This is a genomic window from Actinoplanes auranticolor (genome assembly GCF_018332655.1).
Taxonomy (GTDB): domain Bacteria; phylum Actinomycetota; class Actinomycetes; order Mycobacteriales; family Micromonosporaceae; genus Actinoplanes; species Actinoplanes auranticolor.
This window is the reverse complement of record NZ_BOQL01000026.1, coordinates 219,447-234,248: the sequence shown is the minus strand read 5'-3', so window position 1 is coordinate 234,248 and position 14,802 is coordinate 219,447. Positions and strand designations below refer to the sequence as shown.

The window sequence follows — 14,802 nt, the reverse complement described above, 5'->3', positions numbered from 1 at the left end:
ATAGTCGTGACTACGGTGCGAACGGCCCAAGGCCGGATCGACCCCGCCGGCCCGGGCCCTGCCGACCAGCAGGGCCCGGGCCACCGGCGCGGGAAGCGGCACTCCGAGAACCTGCCCGGGTACCTGTTCCTGTCCCCGTGGCTGATCGGGCTGCTCGCCATCACGGCTGTCCCGATGCTCCTCTCGCTCTACCTGAGCTTCACCGACTACGACGTGCTCACCCCGCTGTCGGAGGCGAACTGGGTCGGCTGGGACAACTACCGGCAGATGTTCACCGAGGATCCGACCTACTGGCACGCGGTCCAGGTCACCCTGACGTTCGCGCTGGTCGCCGTGCCGCTCAAGCTGGCGGCCGCGCTCGGCGTGGCCCTGCTGCTGAACCGGGCCATGCGCGGCATCGGCGTGTTCCGCGGGCTGTTCTACCTGCCGTCGCTGCTGGGCGGCAGCGTGGCGCTGGCCATCGTGTGGGTCAGCATGTTCAACCGCGACGGCGCCTTCAACTCGTTCCTGGGGTTGTTCGGCATCGAGGGCGCGCCCTGGGTCAACGACCCGCGGTGGGCCCTGGAGACCCTGATGCTGCTGGCCATCTGGCAGTTCGGCGCGCCGATGGTGATCTTCCTGGCCGGGCTCAAGCAGGTGCCGACGGAGCTGTACGAGGCCGCCTCGGTCGACGGCGCCGGGCGGTGGCGGCAGTTCCGCAACGTCACCCTGCCGATGCTGTCCCCGGTGATCTTCTTCAACCTGGTGCTGGAGACGATCAACGGCTTCCAGGGCTTCACGTCCGCCTTCGTGCTGAGCAACGGCACCGGCGGGCCGGTCGACTCCACCCTGATGTACACGCTGAACCTCTACATCAAGGGCTTCGTCGAGCTGGACATGGGTTACGCCTCGGCGATGGCCTGGGTGTTCCTGCTCGCGATCGGCCTGATCACGGTGGTGCTGTTCCGCACCGGCCGGTTCTGGGTCCACTACTCCGACGCCGAGGAGCACTGATGCGCGGCCGGCTGCGCCTGCTCGCCCTGATCCTGATCCTGCTGGTGGTGCTCTACCCGCTGATCTGGATGGTGGGGACGTCCTTCAAGTCACCCGAGGAGATCGCCAGCAACATCGGGCTGCTGCCGGAGACCTTCACGCCGGGCAACTTCAGCTCCGGCTGGCAGAAGTTCGACGTCAACTTCGGCCGGTTCTTCCTGAACAGCGCGATGGTCTCCGGGCTGACCGTGCTGGGCAACACGATCTCCTGCCTGCTGGCCGCGTACGCCTTCGGCCGGCTGCGGTTCCGGATGCGCAAGTTCTGGTTCTCGATCATGATCGCGACCCTCCTGCTGCCCGGGCACGTGCTGATCATCCCGCAGTACATCCTGTTCCGGAACCTCGGCTGGGTCGGCGGCGACTGGCCGTACCTGCCGCTGCTGGTGCCGCAGTTCCTGGCCACCGAGGCGTTCTTCGTGTTCCTGATGGTGCAGTTCATGCGGGGCATCCCGCGCGAGCTGGACGAGGCCGCCAAGATCGACGGCGCGTCGCCGTACTCGATCTTCCAGCACGTCATCCTGCCGCTGAGCCGGCCGGCCCTGGTGACCACGGCGATCTTCTCGTTCATCTGGACCTGGAACGACTTCTTCCGGCAGCTGGTGTTCCTGTCGGAGCTGGAGGACTACACGGCACCGGTGGCGCTGACGCTGTTCATCGACTCGACGAGTGAGAGCTCGGTGGGCCCGATGTTCGCGATGTCGCTGCTGTCGCTGGTCCCGGTCTTCCTGTTCTTCGTGGCGTTCCAGCGCATGCTCGTCGAGGGCATCAACACCAGCGGGCTCAAGGGATGAGACGCGACTGGCGCGAGACCGTCCGGATCGCCACCGACCTGGCCCTGCTGGGCTTCCTGGTCACGCTGGCGACGCTGCCGCTGGTCACAGCGGGCGCCGCGATGGCCGCCGGCAGCGCGGCGGTGCACCACCATCTGGAGCACGACCGGTGGCCGACCGCCCGGGCGAGCTGGGCCACCTTCCGGCGCGCCCTGGTGCCCGGCCTGCTCGCCGGGCTGGCCGCCGCGACGGCCGCGCTGCTGGTGGTCGTCGACGTGCTGGCCGTCCGCAACGGCACCGTCCCCGGCGGCGCACCGCTGGTGGCGCTCACGATGGTTCTCGCCGCGGCGGGGGCCGGCTACGGCGCCCTGGTGATCGTGGCGGTGGGCGCGGACCCGGAGCACAGCTGGCGGGCGGCTCTGGCTGCGCTGCCGGGTCACGGCCGGGCGGCCGCGGCGGTGGGCGGGGTCGTCGTCCTGGCCACGGTGCTCGCCCTCATGGTGCACCCGGCGCTGGTGCCGGTGCTGACCGGCTACGGGCTCTTCGCGGTGCACGTGGTGACCCGGCGGATGTCCCCCGTGGAGCCGCTGAACGCGCTGTGAGACGGGCCGGCCCGGGGGCGTACGCGTCCCCGGGCCGCTCCTTCTCAGATGAGCGTCCGGTCGCTGCTGCGCGGGTCCTCGACCCGCCGGCTGCGGTAGATGTCGCCCTGGTCGGCGGCGGCCCGCCAGGGGCGGGCGAGGTCCAGGGCGATGTGGAACTCGGGCGCCGCGCGATCGAGGACGGCGGTGGCCGGCTGCTCCGGAGCGGTCACGGCGGTCAGTTCGCTTCCGTCGGGACCGAAGATCGCCGACGGCATCAGCTCCACGCTCTGCGCGGGCACCGACAGGCTGAGCCAGTAGTTGTTGATCGCGGCATGCGCCTGCGCCTTGCGGAAGAAGATCTCGTCGATGGGCCAGGCGGACAGCAGCAGGCAGTCCACGCCGAGGCGGTCGTACTCGGCGAACAGCTGCGGGAAATTGACCTCGATGCAGATGGCCAGGCCGAACCGGTAGCCGTCGACGTCGAACACGACCGGCTCGAAGCCCGGGCTGTAGAAGCTCGTGATCTCGGTGTGCGAGCAGAAACGCTTGTCGTAGCGGGTGACGACCCGGCCCTGATCGGAGATCACGTAGAGGCTGTTGTGCGGGCGGTGGGGCGGGATCAGCGGGTGCGCCGAGCCCAGCACCACCCACATCCCGAGTTCGCGGGCCAGGTCGGCTATCGAACGCAGCTCGTCGCGGGCGGCGTCCCAGTCGACGTCGGCCCAGTCGGCGATCTGCTCCTTGGCGTACCCGGACAGGAACCCCTCGGGGAAGTGGATCAGCCGGACGTCCGCCGCGGCGGCCCGCCGCATCAGGTCGCGGACGATGCGACCGTTCTCGCGGGCGTCGGTGGTCCCGGCGGGCTGGGTGGTGGCAACCTTCAGCGTCACCGCCGCATCTTGCCACGATCGCTTCCTGGTCGCCTCTCACCGTCGCCACGGCGTCTCGGCGGCGGTGTACGGCTTGGCGGGCAAGGGTTCTCCGGTCAGGAAGGCGGCAACGGCCGTACCGGTCTCGGCCGGCTTGTCGGCCAGAACGGAATGTCCGGCGCCGTTGACGGTCAGCATCGTCGCTCGGGGGAACGTGTCGCGGTATTCGCGGGTCACCTCCCAGCGCAGGTAGTCGCACTGGGCCCGCAGCACCAGCACGGGGGTGCGGTTGTGGCGCAACGCCGGCCGGGGGTCGGCGGCCCTCGACGCCGAGGCGGCGGTGGCGATGTTGACCCAGAGGCCGTACCCGGCGGTGGCGTCGGCGGGCCGTTCGACCGCGGCGGCGTCAGGACAGCCGGAGCTCATGTTCAGGCTGCGGACGAACTGCTGATAGAGCCCGTCGGCCGTCTGGTCGGACATCAACGTCCCGGCCGCCGGCAGTCCGCCCGCCTGGCCCAGGAAGTATGTCGCCGCGAAGCGAGTGTGCGCGGCCAACCGGCTGTCCTGGTCGGTCCGGCCGGTCGGTGTCAGGCTGCCGTCGCTGACGGAGTCGTCCGACATGGCCCCGGGACTCGCGACGACGGCCTTCGCGACGGTGTCCGGGTGCGCGGCGAGGTAGTGCGCGATGAGCTCCCCACCCCACGATGAGCCGATCAGCACCACCTTCGGGGCCCTCAGCTGCTGCCGGATGGCATCGAGGTCGGCGACATGCCGGGCCACGGTGTACTCCCGCGGATCGAGCCGGCTCGACCGGCCCGCACCGACCTGCTGGTAGTTGTAGACGGCGAAGCCGGCACCGGCGAGGCGCTCGGCGAATTCGTCGTCTCTGCCGGCCGGGGCTCCGGGGCCGCCGTGGACGAGCAGCACCGGTTCCGGGCGCGTCACGGTGCCGGCGGCACGGACGTAGGCGATCCGCGAGCCGGTCGGCAGGTCCCAGTACCGTGCGGCCGGCGAGTCGGGCAACGGCGTGTAGATGGCCGGTGCCCCGAACCAGGCCCAGGACAGTCCGGCGGCCAGCGGGAGCGAAACCGCGAGGCAGACATATGCGGTCAGCTTGCTGCGGCTTCCTCGGAGCCACACCGACAACCGGGCCAGGCCGGTCGCGCACCCGATCGCGACGAGTGTGGCGACGGCGTAGGACAGCAGCGCGCTCCCGGTCGTCTGGGCGGTGACGAGCAAGGCGACGAAGAAGAACAGGACGGCGGTGAGGACCGCTGCGATCGCTACGAACCAGCCGAACGCGGCGCGGAACCAGGTTCTCGTCACTTCGATCATGGTTCGACGCTACGGAGACGGAAGGTGATCCCCATCCACCCGCGGTGCCGTCCGGCAGTGGTACTGCGGTACCACTCAGACCAGGCCGTGGCGGTGTGCCCAGATGACGGCGTGGACCCGGTCGCGGGCGCCGAGCTTGGCCAGGACCCGGCCGACGTGGGTCTTCACCGTCGACTCGGAGAGGAACAGCTCCCCGGCGATCTCGGTGTTCGACCGGCCGCGGGCGATGGCCACGAGGACCTCACGTTCCCGGACGGTCAGCTCCTCCAGGAGGCGTTCGCGTTCCGGCGGGGCGATCGGACCGGCCCGGTAGTGGTCCAGCAGCGTGCGGGTGATCCGGGGCGAGACCACCGCCTCACCGGCCGCCACCGTACGGACCGCCGCCACCAGGTCGGCCGAACGCGCGTCCTTGAGCAGGAATCCGCTCGCGCCGGCGCGCAGGCCGTTGAAGGCGTACTCGTCGAGGTCGAACGTCGTCAGGATGAGCACCCGGGTCTGCGGGCGTTGCGCCACGATCTCCCGGGTCGCCTCGATGCCGTCGAGCACCGGCATCCGTACGTCCATCAGCACCACGTCCGGCCGGTGCAGGCGGGCCAGCTGGACGCCCGCGCGACCGTCGTCGGCCTCCCCCACGATCCGCAGTCCGGGTTGCCGGCCCAGCACCATCGCCATGCCCTCGCGCACCAGCGCCTGGTCGTCCACGAGCAGCACGGTCGTCTCAGCCATCGGTTCCCTCACTCGACGAGCGGCAGGGTCACGCGGACGGCCCAGCCGTGCCCCGGCCGCGGACCGGCCTCGACCGTACCCCCGTAGAGCGCGAGCCTCTCCTTCAGCGCGACCAGTCCCTGCCGGGTGCCCACCGACGGTGCCGGCCCGGCGCCGCGCCCGTCGTCGACGACCTCGACGACGATGGGGTCGGCCCGGTAGTCCACGTCGACGAGCACCCGCCGCACGTCCACGGCGTAGCGCAGCGCATTGGTCAGGGACTCCTGGACGGTACGGAACACGGCGATGCGCAAGCTCCGGGACGTCGGCTCCGCGCCCTGCCGGCGAACCTCCACCGGTAGCCCGGCAGTACGGAAGGTGGCGGCCAGGGTGTCCAGGTCCTGGGTCGCCGGCTCGTCCTCGCCGCCGTCGCGGAGCACGCCGAGCAGCCGGCGCATGTCAGTCATCGCCTCCCGGCCGATGCCGCCGATCCGCTCCGCGGCCGAACGGGCGCGGTCCGGCTCGGTGTCCCCCACGGCGGCGGCACCGTCGGCCAGGCGCACCATCACGGTCAGGCTGTGGGCCACGATGTCGTGCAGGTCGTGGGCGATCCGCGTGCGTTCGTGCACCGCCGCCAGCTGCCCCGCCTGTTCCCGCTCCCGCGCGAGCTGGACCGTGCGGTCGAGCAACGCCTGCAGGTACCGTCGCCGGATCCGGACGTTGGCGCCGGAGAACACGGCGATCACCGCGATCACCGCGTAGAGGATTCCCTTCGCTCGCCAGTCCGCCGGGCCCGCCGGCGCAGTCACCGCGACCACGGCCAGCACCGAACCGAGCACCGCCCGGCCCGTGGACCGGTAGGCGGCGAGGGCGTACAGCGCGCAGGCGAGCGCCACACCGATGAAGTGCCCGGTCGTCAGGGCTCCACCGACAGCGACCGCCGCGACCGGCCACCACGGCCGCGTACGGCGAACCAGCATCGTGCCCGCCACGATCAGGCTGACGGCCCCCCACGCCGGATCGACCGGTTGCGGTATCCGAAGCCCCGCGCCGTCGTCGAAACTCCACAGGACGCAGAGCAAGGCGACGAGCGAGTCCACCACCCGCGGATGGCGGACCCAGAACGCGCGCACCGTACCTACCGGGTGGGGCAGGTGCGACGACTCAGCTACGACATCCATCGCCACGCATCGTTGCGCACCCGGTCCACCACGGCCTAGAAGCGTTCCCCGGTGATGTAGCCGGCCAGGGAGGAGCGCTCGGTCTCCAGCTCGCCGATGCGTTCCTTGACCACGTCGCCGATGCTCACGATGCCGTGCAGGGTGCCGTCGACGACCACCGGCACGTGCCGGAACCGCCGCTCGGTCATCAACCGCTCCACGTCCTCGATCGGGGCGTCGGGCTCGACCGTGTGCACCTCGCTGGTGTGGATGGCGGTGACCGGCTCGGCCAGCACCGCGGCACCGCGCACGGCCAGGGCCCGGACGATGTCGCGCTCACTGACGATCCCGTCGACCCTGGACCCGTCGGCGGACACCACGATGGCGCCGATCCGGTGCTCGGCCAGCACTGTCACCAGAGCGTCGACGCGCGTCTCCGGAGTCACCGTCACGACTTGCCCGCCCTTGACACGAAGAACGTCACTGATCCGCATGTTTCCTCCCCAGGCCTGGTCCCCTCCACCCTAGGCGTACGGAGGCCCACTTCCGGGTGATCCGGCGGTCCGATTTACGGCGCTGATGATCCACCGAGGCCCTGGTCGCGGCCCAGTACCCGGTGCAGCGCCGCGCCGAGGACCTGTTCCGGATCGGCGGGCAGGCCCGGGCTGCGGAACGCCACGTAGTTGTCCGGGCGCAGCAGGACGCAGCCGGTGTCGCCGACCTCGCGCAGCCGGGCCCAGTCGCCGTACAGGTCCTCGTAGCCGGCCCCGGGGCCGATCGTCGCCGCACTCAGCGGGACCCCCAGGGCGGTGGCGAGCGTGGCGGCCGCCGCCACCCACGCCTCGCCGCCGATCCCGGTCAGCAGCATGAACCGGCCGTGGCCGCCCAGATCGAGGGTGGAGATCCGCTCGGCGCCGTGGCCCAGCCAGGCGTGCGGCACCTTGGCGCCGGGCCAGGTCGTCGGGTGGTGGAACAGTTCCTCGTCGCGCGGGTTCGCCGGCGGCTGCGTACCGTCGGGGACCACCGCCGCCGAGCGGTAGCGCTGGTCCAGCTCGACGCCGTGGGTGTTGAACTCGTAGTCCTTGAACGCGATGGCCTCGCGCAGCAGCTGGCGCTGTTTCTCCGGGCCGTCGCCGGGCAGCTTGCGGGCGTCCATGTTCGCCCGCATCTGCTCCGGGTCCTCGGTCGAGAGCAGGCCCAGCGCCTGGAAGATCCGGCCGGTCTCGCCGATGCTGCGGTTGGCCCGCTCGACGATCTGCGCGCCGACCGGGGCCCGCTCGGCGCTGTAGGACTCCAGCAGCCCGGGCCCGGCTGCCCCGGACAGCACCAGCTTCAGCTTCCAGGCCAGGTTGTACGCGTCCTGGATCGAGGTGTTGGAGCCCAGCCCGTTCGACGGCGGGTGCCGGTGCACCGCGTCGCCGGCGCAGAACACCCGGCCCTGCTGGTACCGCTCGGCGTAGAGGTGGTTGACCGTCCAGGCCGAGGACGACTTGATGGTGACCGGCACCGAGTCGTCGCCGATCAGCTGGTGGGCGATGTGCCGGGCGTACGCTTCGGTGAGGTCCGGCGGCTCACCGTCGATGTCGTAGCCCCAGACGATCAGCCACTCGTGCCAGGGCCGGACGCAGCGCACCAGGCCCATGCCGATGCCGCCCACGTCGGCGCCGGTCTGCAGCACCCAGTAGAGGGTGCTGGGCCGGTGCGCGACGTAGCGGGTCAGGTCGGCCTCGAAGACGATGTTGATGCTGCCGGCCACGCCCATCCGGCCGACCATCGGCAGGCCGATGTCCTCGGCCACCCTGCTGCGCCCGCCGTCCGCGCCGATCAGGTACTTCGCGCGGATCCGGTACTCGTCGCCGCGCAGCCGGTCGCGCACGGTGGCGGTGACCCCGTCATCGTCCTGGGTCAGCGACAGGTACTCGGTGTCGTAGCGCAGGTGGGTGCCGCGGGCGGTGGCCGCCCCGGCCAGCACCGGCTCCATCAGGTGCTGCGGCATGTCACACATCGCGGTGGGCGAGGCCAGGTCGTGGTCGGCCTGCCGGGCCGGATGGGTGTACCAGGTGTGCAGCCGGCCCAGTTCCTCGCCGTTGAGCGCCGAGACGAACGGCGTCTGCCCCATCAGGTGCTGCGGGGTGGCCAGCGCGACCACCTGTTCCTCCAGGCCGGCGTCGCGCAGCACCTCCATCGTGCGCTGGTTGGTGATGTGCGCGCGGGGTGTGTCGGCCAGCCGGCTGTACTTGGTGACCATGATGTTCGGCACTCCGTACGTGCTGAGCAGCATCGCCGCCGCACTGCCGGCCGGCCCGCTGCCGACGATGAGCACGTCGGTCTCGACCACGTCTGTCACGGCTTCTCCTCGGCGATCCGGAAGGTGTACGACACCTGGTGCCACTGCTCGACCGCACGGCCGTCCGGCGGGGTGCCGGCGCCGGGAGCGAAGTCGACGATCAGCTCGTCCTTGACCCCGAACACGGTGTCGGAGTCCAGGTACGCGCCGCCGGCGACGAACAACTGGGTGACCAGGCGGCGGTAACCCGGCGCGCTGATCATGAAGTGCAGGTGCGGCGCGCGGTACTGGTGCCGGCCGGTCGCCGCCAGCATCTGCCCGACCGGGCCGTCGTCCGGGATCGGGTACTCCGACGGCAGGATCGACCAGAAGCGCACCCGGCCGTCGTCGTCGCTGGTGAACCGGGCCCGCAGCACCGGCCCGGCCTGCTCCGGGAGCTGCACGTCGTAGAAACCGTCGTCGTTGGACTGCCAGACGTCGACCACCGCCCCGGCCACCGGCCCGCCCGCCACGTCGGTGATCAGCACGTCGGCCCACAGTGGCGTGCCGGGCAGGCCACCGGCGATGTCCGCGCCGGGCGGCTCCGGCGGCGGCCCGGGCACGTAGAACGGCCCGAGCACGGCCGACGGCGTGGTCTGCGGGGTACGCGAGTTGCTCAGCAGGTCGACCATGCTCGACACACCGAGGGTGTCGGAGAGCAGCACGAACTCCTGGCGGGTGGGCGAGCAGAGCTGGCCGGTGCGGGTGAGGAAGTCGACGGCGTACTCCCACTCCTGCTGGGTGAGGTCGTTGCGGTTGGTGTAGTCGTGCAGGACCTTGACCAGGTCGGTGACCAGGGCGCGGACCCGGGGATCGGGCGCGCCGGCGAAACTGGCCAGGACCTGGCCGGTGAGCGCGCTGAAGTCCGGCACGGCGGCGGGTCCGGGCGGGCGGGTGCCCTGGTACGCGACCCCGAGCAGCGCGCGGACCCCGTCGATGTCCACCCGTCGCGCCGCGTCGTCGAGCTCGCCGGCGGTCAGGCCCAGCTCCCGCAACGAGGTCGGGCCGCCCCACGAGGTGATCAGGTCGTACAGGCCGGAGGGGGCGTCGCGGACCTTGAGCGCCTCGGCCACCACCCGCATCGCCTCCGGGGCCTTCGCGGCCTGGTGGGCCATGACCTGCGGCAGCATGACCGTGTGGGTGGGAGCGTGCGGCAGGCCGTACGAGCCGCCCAGCATGTGGCAGAGCTTGTGGTGCGGTCCCATCCGTACGGTGCCCAGGCAGATGCCGGCCAGCCAGGCGCCGGTGAGAGCGTCGGAGCGGGCGTCGACGTCCCCGGGATCGGCGACGATGCCGGGCAGCGCCCCGGCCAGCAGCGTGATCGCCCGCCGGGCCAGCGCGCCGGTGGCCGGGTTGGCGTCCGGCGAGTAGAGCGCCTCCACCGCGTGCGCCATCGCGTTGACCCCGCTGGTGACCGAGAGCGGCACCGGCAGGCCGAGGGTCAGCCGCACGTCGTACAGGACCGTCTCGGGGAGGATCTCCGGCGCCGACCGGGTCGTCTTGCCGGTCCCGTCCGTCTCGCCGAGCACCGGGGTGACCTCGGAACCGGCGTACGTGCTCGGCACGGCGATCTGCGGCAGCCCGGTGCGCACCGACAGCGCCTTACCCAGCCCGGTGGCCGAGCCGCCGCCCACCGAGACCAGGCAGTCGGCGTCGAGGCTGCGGACCAGCTCCAGCGCCTCCGCCGTGACGTCGACCGGAGTGTGCATCGCGGCGCCGGCGAAGTGCCCGGCCAGCAGCGGGCCGAGGTTCGCGGCCGCCTGCGCGGCGGCACCGGCTGTGCCCGCGCCGGAGACCACCAGCGCCCGGCTGCGGCCGAGGCGGCGCACCTCCTCCGGCAGCCGATCCAGCACCCCGGGACCGAAGACCACCCGGGCCGGGCCGGACGTGTACGCGAACGACGTCATGGTGCGAACCTCCCACGGTTGCGCCGCCGATTCCTGCACAGAACCATCGCGTGGCTGCACGAAACGACGGCCGCCTCATCCGTCGCGGCGTACCGCTGCGGGGGTGGTCTGCAGATGCCGGCGCATCACCCGGGTGAGATGTTCCTGGTGGGTGAAGCCGCAGCGGTCCGCGACCGCGGCGATCGGCATCGAGCCGGTGCGCAGCAGCCGGCACGCGGTGTCGAGCCGCAGCCGCAGCAGATACTGGTGCGGAGCCTGGCCGACGCGGGCCTTGAACTGCCGGGAGAAGTGGCTGACGCTCAGCCCGGCCGCCGCGGCCATGTCGGCCAGCGGGACCGGCTCGCCGAGCCGTTCGGTGAGCAGCTCCCGGACCCGGGCCAGCTGCCGCTCGCTGAGCCCGGCCGGCCGGCGCCCCTCGTCCGGCCCGGCCGGCGGCCGCCGGGTGCCGTGCCGGCGGGCCAGCTGCGCGGCCAGCAGACTGCCGACCTGATCCACATAGGTACGCGCGGACGGCTCCCACTGCCGCAACACCGAGTCCAGCGCCAGCACCAGCTGCTCCAGCAGCGGATCGGCCACGCCCAGCTCCTCGGCCAGGGTGACCGGCGGCCCGTCCTGCCCCCGCTGCAACGCCTCGTCGTCGAGATAGACGTGCACCGTGTCGAGGGGGCCGCCCAGCTCCACGGTCAGATCCTTGCCGGCCGGGTGCACGAAGAAGCCGCCCGGGGCGACCGTGCGCGCCCTGGTCAGGCCGAGGTGGCCGCGGCGGACGGTGACCGGCCCGTTCAGATGCAGGATGACGAGGTGGCTGCGGGCCGCGTCGAAGGCCGCCCGGTACGGCTGCTCACGCTGGGTGGACACGTAGAGACCGGACCAGCCCAGACCCGCGCTGGTCCGCTCGGGCCTGATCCACGGCTGGCGCAGGATCCCGTTGGTGTCGAGCAGCGAGAGCTCGTCCATGCCGCATCCTAACCCGCGCGGCAGGAGTGGCCGGGGCGGTGAGAGGGTACAGCGAGGCTCATGACAGTGGGCCCGGTCGTCGTCGCCAGTCGCTACCGGCTGGGTGAGACGCTCGGCGTCGGTGGCATGGGCCGGGTCTTCCTGGCCCGCGACGAGGTGCTGGACCGGGACGTCGCGATCAAGGAGATCGTGCCGCCGGACGACATCGCCGAGGGCGACCGCGACGCCGTGCAGCAGCGCACGCTGCGGGAGGCCCGGGCCGCGGCCCGGATCAGCCACCCCAACGCGGCCCAGGTGTACGACGTCATCGCAGCGGACGGCGCCACCTGGATCGTGATGGAGTACGTGAACTCGCGCTCCCTCAAGGAGGTCATCGACCAGGAGGGCCCGCTCGACCCGCGCCGGGTCGCCGAGATCGGCCTGGCCGTGCTGAACGCTCTCGACGCCTCGCACCGGGCCGGCGTCCGGCACCGCGACGTCAAACCGGCCAACGTGCTGCTGGGCGACGACGGCCGGGTGGTACTCACCGACTTCGGCATCGCCACGATCGAGGGCGACGGCATCGTGACCAGCTCGAACATGGTGCTCGGCTCCCCGCAGTACATGTCACCCGAGCGGGTCCGCGACGGCACCACGCTGCCCGCCTCCGACCTGTGGTCCCTAGGCGCGACGCTGTACACGGCGGTGGAGGGGCACTCACCGTACGAGCGCGGGTCGGTGTTCGAGACGCTGACCGCGGTCGCCTCCGACGATCCGGCCCCGGCCGTCCGTGCCGGAGTGCTGGCGCCGGTCCTCGACGGGCTGCTCCGCAAGGACCCCGTCGCGCGTGTCGACATGGAAGAGGCCCGGGAGCTGCTGGAGGAGGTCGCGAGCGGCGGAGCGGCTGCTCCGCCCCGCCCGCGATGGCCCTGGAGCGGCCGGCGCGACCGCGACCGTGACGCGCCGGTCGTGGCTGCGGCCGCAGCCACAGCGCCCGCTCCGGCCCCGGCGGCAGAACCGGACGTGCGACCCGCACCCGCCACGGCACCAGAAACGGAACCGGCACCCGCGGCGGCGATGGATGCGGCATCGGCACCGATCGTGCCCCGGCAACGGGTGCCGGAGACCGAGACCGGCTCCGCGGCCGAGACTGCAGCCGGGACCGGCACCGTAGCCGGGACCGACACCGCGGCCCAGACCGACACCGCAGCCGAGACCGACACCGCGGCCCAGACCGGGACCGCAGCCGGGAACGGCACCGCGGCCGAGACCGAGGCTGCGGCCAGGGCCCAGCCCGTCAACAAGGCCGGGGCCGGGCCCATCACCGAAGCCGAGCCTGAGGCTGAGGCTGAGACTGAGGTCGCGCCCCCGCGCGGCACCGCGACGGTCCCCGGTCCGGCAACGGCCGCCCCGCGGCGACGACGGTCCCTGCTGGCCGCGGGAGTTGCCGCCGTGGTGCTGGCCGGCGCGGGCACCACCTGGTGGACCATGCGCGACGACGGCGACGGGACACCCCGGACCGCCCCGACCGTCGCGCCGACGGCATCCGCCCAGGCCACGACCGGACCGGACACGCCGGGGCAGGGCCCGACCGGGCAGGGCACGGCACCGGCGAACCCGGGCGGCGGCGTACCGGCCGGATCGAACCCCGCCCCGAGCGGGACCCCGGCGACCAGCGCGCCCACCGGCCGGGCCGGCGCCCCGGTGGCCCGGCCGCCGCTGCCCGCCGGCTGGCGTGACTACCGCGACCCCACCGGCTTCCGGGTCTACGTCCCCGAGGGCTGGTCGAGGTCGAAGAAGGGCTCGATCGTCTACTTCCGCGACGGCAAGGGCCGCGTGCTCGGCATCGACCAGACGAACAAGCCGCAGCCCGACCCGGTGGCCGACTGGAAGGGCAAGGCCGAGTACCGGGTCCGCACCGGTGACTTCCCGGGCTACAAGGAGATCAAGATCGTCCCGGTCACGTACTGGCAGGAGGCCGCGGACTGGGAGTTCACCTTCAACGGCAGCAACCGCCGGCACGTCAACAACCGCGGCTTCATCACCTCGAAGAAGCAGGCGTACGGCATCTGGTGGGAGACCAGCGACGCCCGCTGGAAAGCCGACCGCGACGACCTTCAGCTGGTCTTCGACAGCTTCCGCCCCAAGACCTAGACCCCCGCGGCGTTCAGGCGGCGCAGCTGGTCCTCGCCGAGCTTCACGTCCAGGGCCGGCAGCGCGGCCTCGAACTGCTCCGGCGTGCGCGGCCCGACCAGCGGAATCGTCCGCGGCGACGGCTGCTGCATCAGCCACGCCAGGACGAGCTGGTTCGGCGTGACGCCGGCCTCGGCGGCCACCTCGGCCAGCACCGCGAGCCGCGCGTCGGTGTCCGGCCCGGCGTACGCCTCCATGGCCCAGTGCCCGGCCCGCTTGGCCGGATCGTCGTAGATCCCCTTGAGGATCGGCGAGTACGCCACCAGCGTCAGGTCCTCGTGCGCGTCGAGGTAGTCCAGCTGCTCGGCGCCGACGATGGACACGCTGTCGTTGCCCGGCCGGGGCCGCAGGTACGAGTGCTGCTGTTGCAGGGCCACCGGGGCCGGCCAGCCGTACCGGTCGCACAGCTGCCGGATCCGCTCCAGCCGCCAGGTCCGTACGTTCGACCAGCCCAGGTACCGGATCTTCCCGGCCTGCACCAGGCCGGCCAGCGCCTCCAGGGTCTCCTCCAGCGGGGTGGCCCGGTCGTCGACGTGCACGTAGTAGAGGTCGACGTGGTCGGTGCCGAGCCGCCGCAGGCTGCCGTCGAGGGCGTGCCGCAGCGTGTCACCGCCCGCGCCGGCGAAGGTGCGCCGGGCCAGGTCCCAGTCCGCCGTGCCGTCGGCGGCCCACAGTTGCGGCGAATACTCCGGCAGCGCGCTGCCCTTGGTGGCCAGGAAGACCTGGTCGCGCCGGCCGCCCCGGCTCAGCCAGCGGCCGAGCAGCTCTTCGCTCTCCCCGCCCCGGCTGTCCCGCCTCGCCCACCACTCGTAGCAGTCCGCCGTGTCGATGAACGACCCGCCGGCCTCGAGGTAGCGGTCCAGGATGTGCACCGAGTCCTGCTCGTTCGTGGCGTTGCCCATCTGCATGGCACCGAGCGCGAGCCGGCTGACCTGCTGCCCGGTGGTGCCCAGTTCGATCGTCTGCATGCCCACGACGCTATGAC

13 protein-coding genes are annotated in these 14,802 nt (G+C 72.2%); 4 read left to right on the top strand and 9 right to left on the bottom strand.

Annotated elements, in window-relative coordinates:
* Nucleotides 1–36 precede the first annotated feature (36 nt).
* From Aau02nite_RS16850 to Aau02nite_RS16840, 3 genes are read left to right on the top strand one after another with little or no spacing between them, the layout of a single operon-like run.
* Nucleotides 37–993 (top strand): carbohydrate ABC transporter permease, encoded by a 957-nt coding sequence (locus tag Aau02nite_RS16850; protein ID WP_438841144.1) that lies wholly within the window; start codon nt 37–39, stop codon nt 991–993.
* Nucleotides 993–1,823, top strand: a complete 831-nt coding sequence (locus Aau02nite_RS16845) for a carbohydrate ABC transporter permease (RefSeq protein WP_212989366.1) — start codon at nt 993–995, stop codon at nt 1,821–1,823. The genes Aau02nite_RS16850 and Aau02nite_RS16845 overlap by 1 nt, the downstream gene beginning before the upstream one ends.
* On the top strand, nt 1,820–2,404 hold the full coding sequence (locus Aau02nite_RS16840; protein ID WP_212989365.1) for a DUF624 domain-containing protein: 585 nt from the start codon (nt 1,820–1,822) through the stop codon (nt 2,402–2,404). The genes Aau02nite_RS16845 and Aau02nite_RS16840 overlap by 4 nt, the downstream gene beginning before the upstream one ends.
* A gap of 44 nt (nt 2,405–2,448) precedes the next feature.
* Here the strand turns inward: Aau02nite_RS16840 and Aau02nite_RS16835 are convergent, their stop codons facing one another.
* From Aau02nite_RS16835 to Aau02nite_RS16800, 8 genes are all read right to left on the bottom strand, one after another.
* Nucleotides 2,449–3,276, bottom strand: coding sequence for a carbon-nitrogen hydrolase family protein (locus Aau02nite_RS16835; protein ID WP_212989364.1), 828 nt, complete (start codon nt 3,274–3,276; stop codon nt 2,449–2,451).
* 36 nt (nt 3,277–3,312) lie between these two features.
* Nucleotides 3,313–4,590 carry an alpha/beta fold hydrolase gene (locus tag Aau02nite_RS16830; RefSeq protein ID WP_212989363.1) on the bottom strand — a complete coding sequence of 426 codons (1,278 nt, stop codon included), beginning with the start codon at nt 4,588–4,590 and terminating at the stop codon, nt 3,313–3,315.
* Between the two features lie 75 nt (nt 4,591–4,665).
* The gene (locus Aau02nite_RS16825) at nt 4,666–5,316 is read right to left on the bottom strand and encodes a response regulator (protein ID WP_212989362.1); all 651 of its coding nucleotides are present in this window, start codon (nt 5,314–5,316) and stop codon (nt 4,666–4,668) included.
* 8 nt (nt 5,317–5,324) lie between these two features.
* Nucleotides 5,325–6,476, bottom strand: a complete 1,152-nt coding sequence (locus Aau02nite_RS16820; protein ID WP_212989361.1) for a sensor histidine kinase — start codon at nt 6,474–6,476, stop codon at nt 5,325–5,327.
* Nucleotides 6,477–6,511: 35 nt separating this feature from the next.
* Nucleotides 6,512–6,949: a CBS domain-containing protein gene (locus Aau02nite_RS16815; RefSeq protein WP_212989360.1), complete on the bottom strand. Its 438-nt coding sequence runs from the start codon at nt 6,947–6,949 to the stop codon at nt 6,512–6,514.
* Nucleotides 6,950–7,023: 74 nt separating this feature from the next.
* Nucleotides 7,024–8,802, bottom strand: a complete 1,779-nt coding sequence (locus tag Aau02nite_RS16810) for an FAD-dependent oxidoreductase (RefSeq protein WP_212989359.1) — start codon at nt 8,800–8,802, stop codon at nt 7,024–7,026.
* On the bottom strand, nt 8,799–10,688 hold the full coding sequence (locus Aau02nite_RS16805; protein WP_212989358.1) for a maleylacetate reductase and hydroxyquinol 1,2-dioxygenase domain-containing protein: 1,890 nt from the start codon (nt 10,686–10,688) through the stop codon (nt 8,799–8,801). The genes Aau02nite_RS16810 and Aau02nite_RS16805 overlap by 4 nt, the downstream gene beginning before the upstream one ends.
* A gap of 75 nt (nt 10,689–10,763) precedes the next feature.
* On the bottom strand, nt 10,764–11,645 hold the full coding sequence (locus tag Aau02nite_RS16800) for a helix-turn-helix domain-containing protein (RefSeq protein WP_212989357.1): 882 nt from the start codon (nt 11,643–11,645) through the stop codon (nt 10,764–10,766).
* Between the two features lie 60 nt (nt 11,646–11,705).
* Between Aau02nite_RS16800 and Aau02nite_RS16795 the strand changes: the two genes are divergently transcribed.
* Nucleotides 11,706–13,778 carry a serine/threonine-protein kinase gene (locus tag Aau02nite_RS16795; protein ID WP_212989356.1) on the top strand — a complete coding sequence of 691 codons (2,073 nt, stop codon included), beginning with the start codon at nt 11,706–11,708 and terminating at the stop codon, nt 13,776–13,778.
* On the opposite strand, the gene Aau02nite_RS16790 is transcribed toward Aau02nite_RS16795, so the two are convergent.
* Nucleotides 13,775–14,785, bottom strand: a complete 1,011-nt coding sequence (locus Aau02nite_RS16790) for an aldo/keto reductase (RefSeq protein ID WP_212989355.1) — start codon at nt 14,783–14,785, stop codon at nt 13,775–13,777. The genes Aau02nite_RS16795 and Aau02nite_RS16790 overlap by 4 nt on opposite strands.
* Nucleotides 14,786–14,802 lie beyond the last annotated feature (17 nt).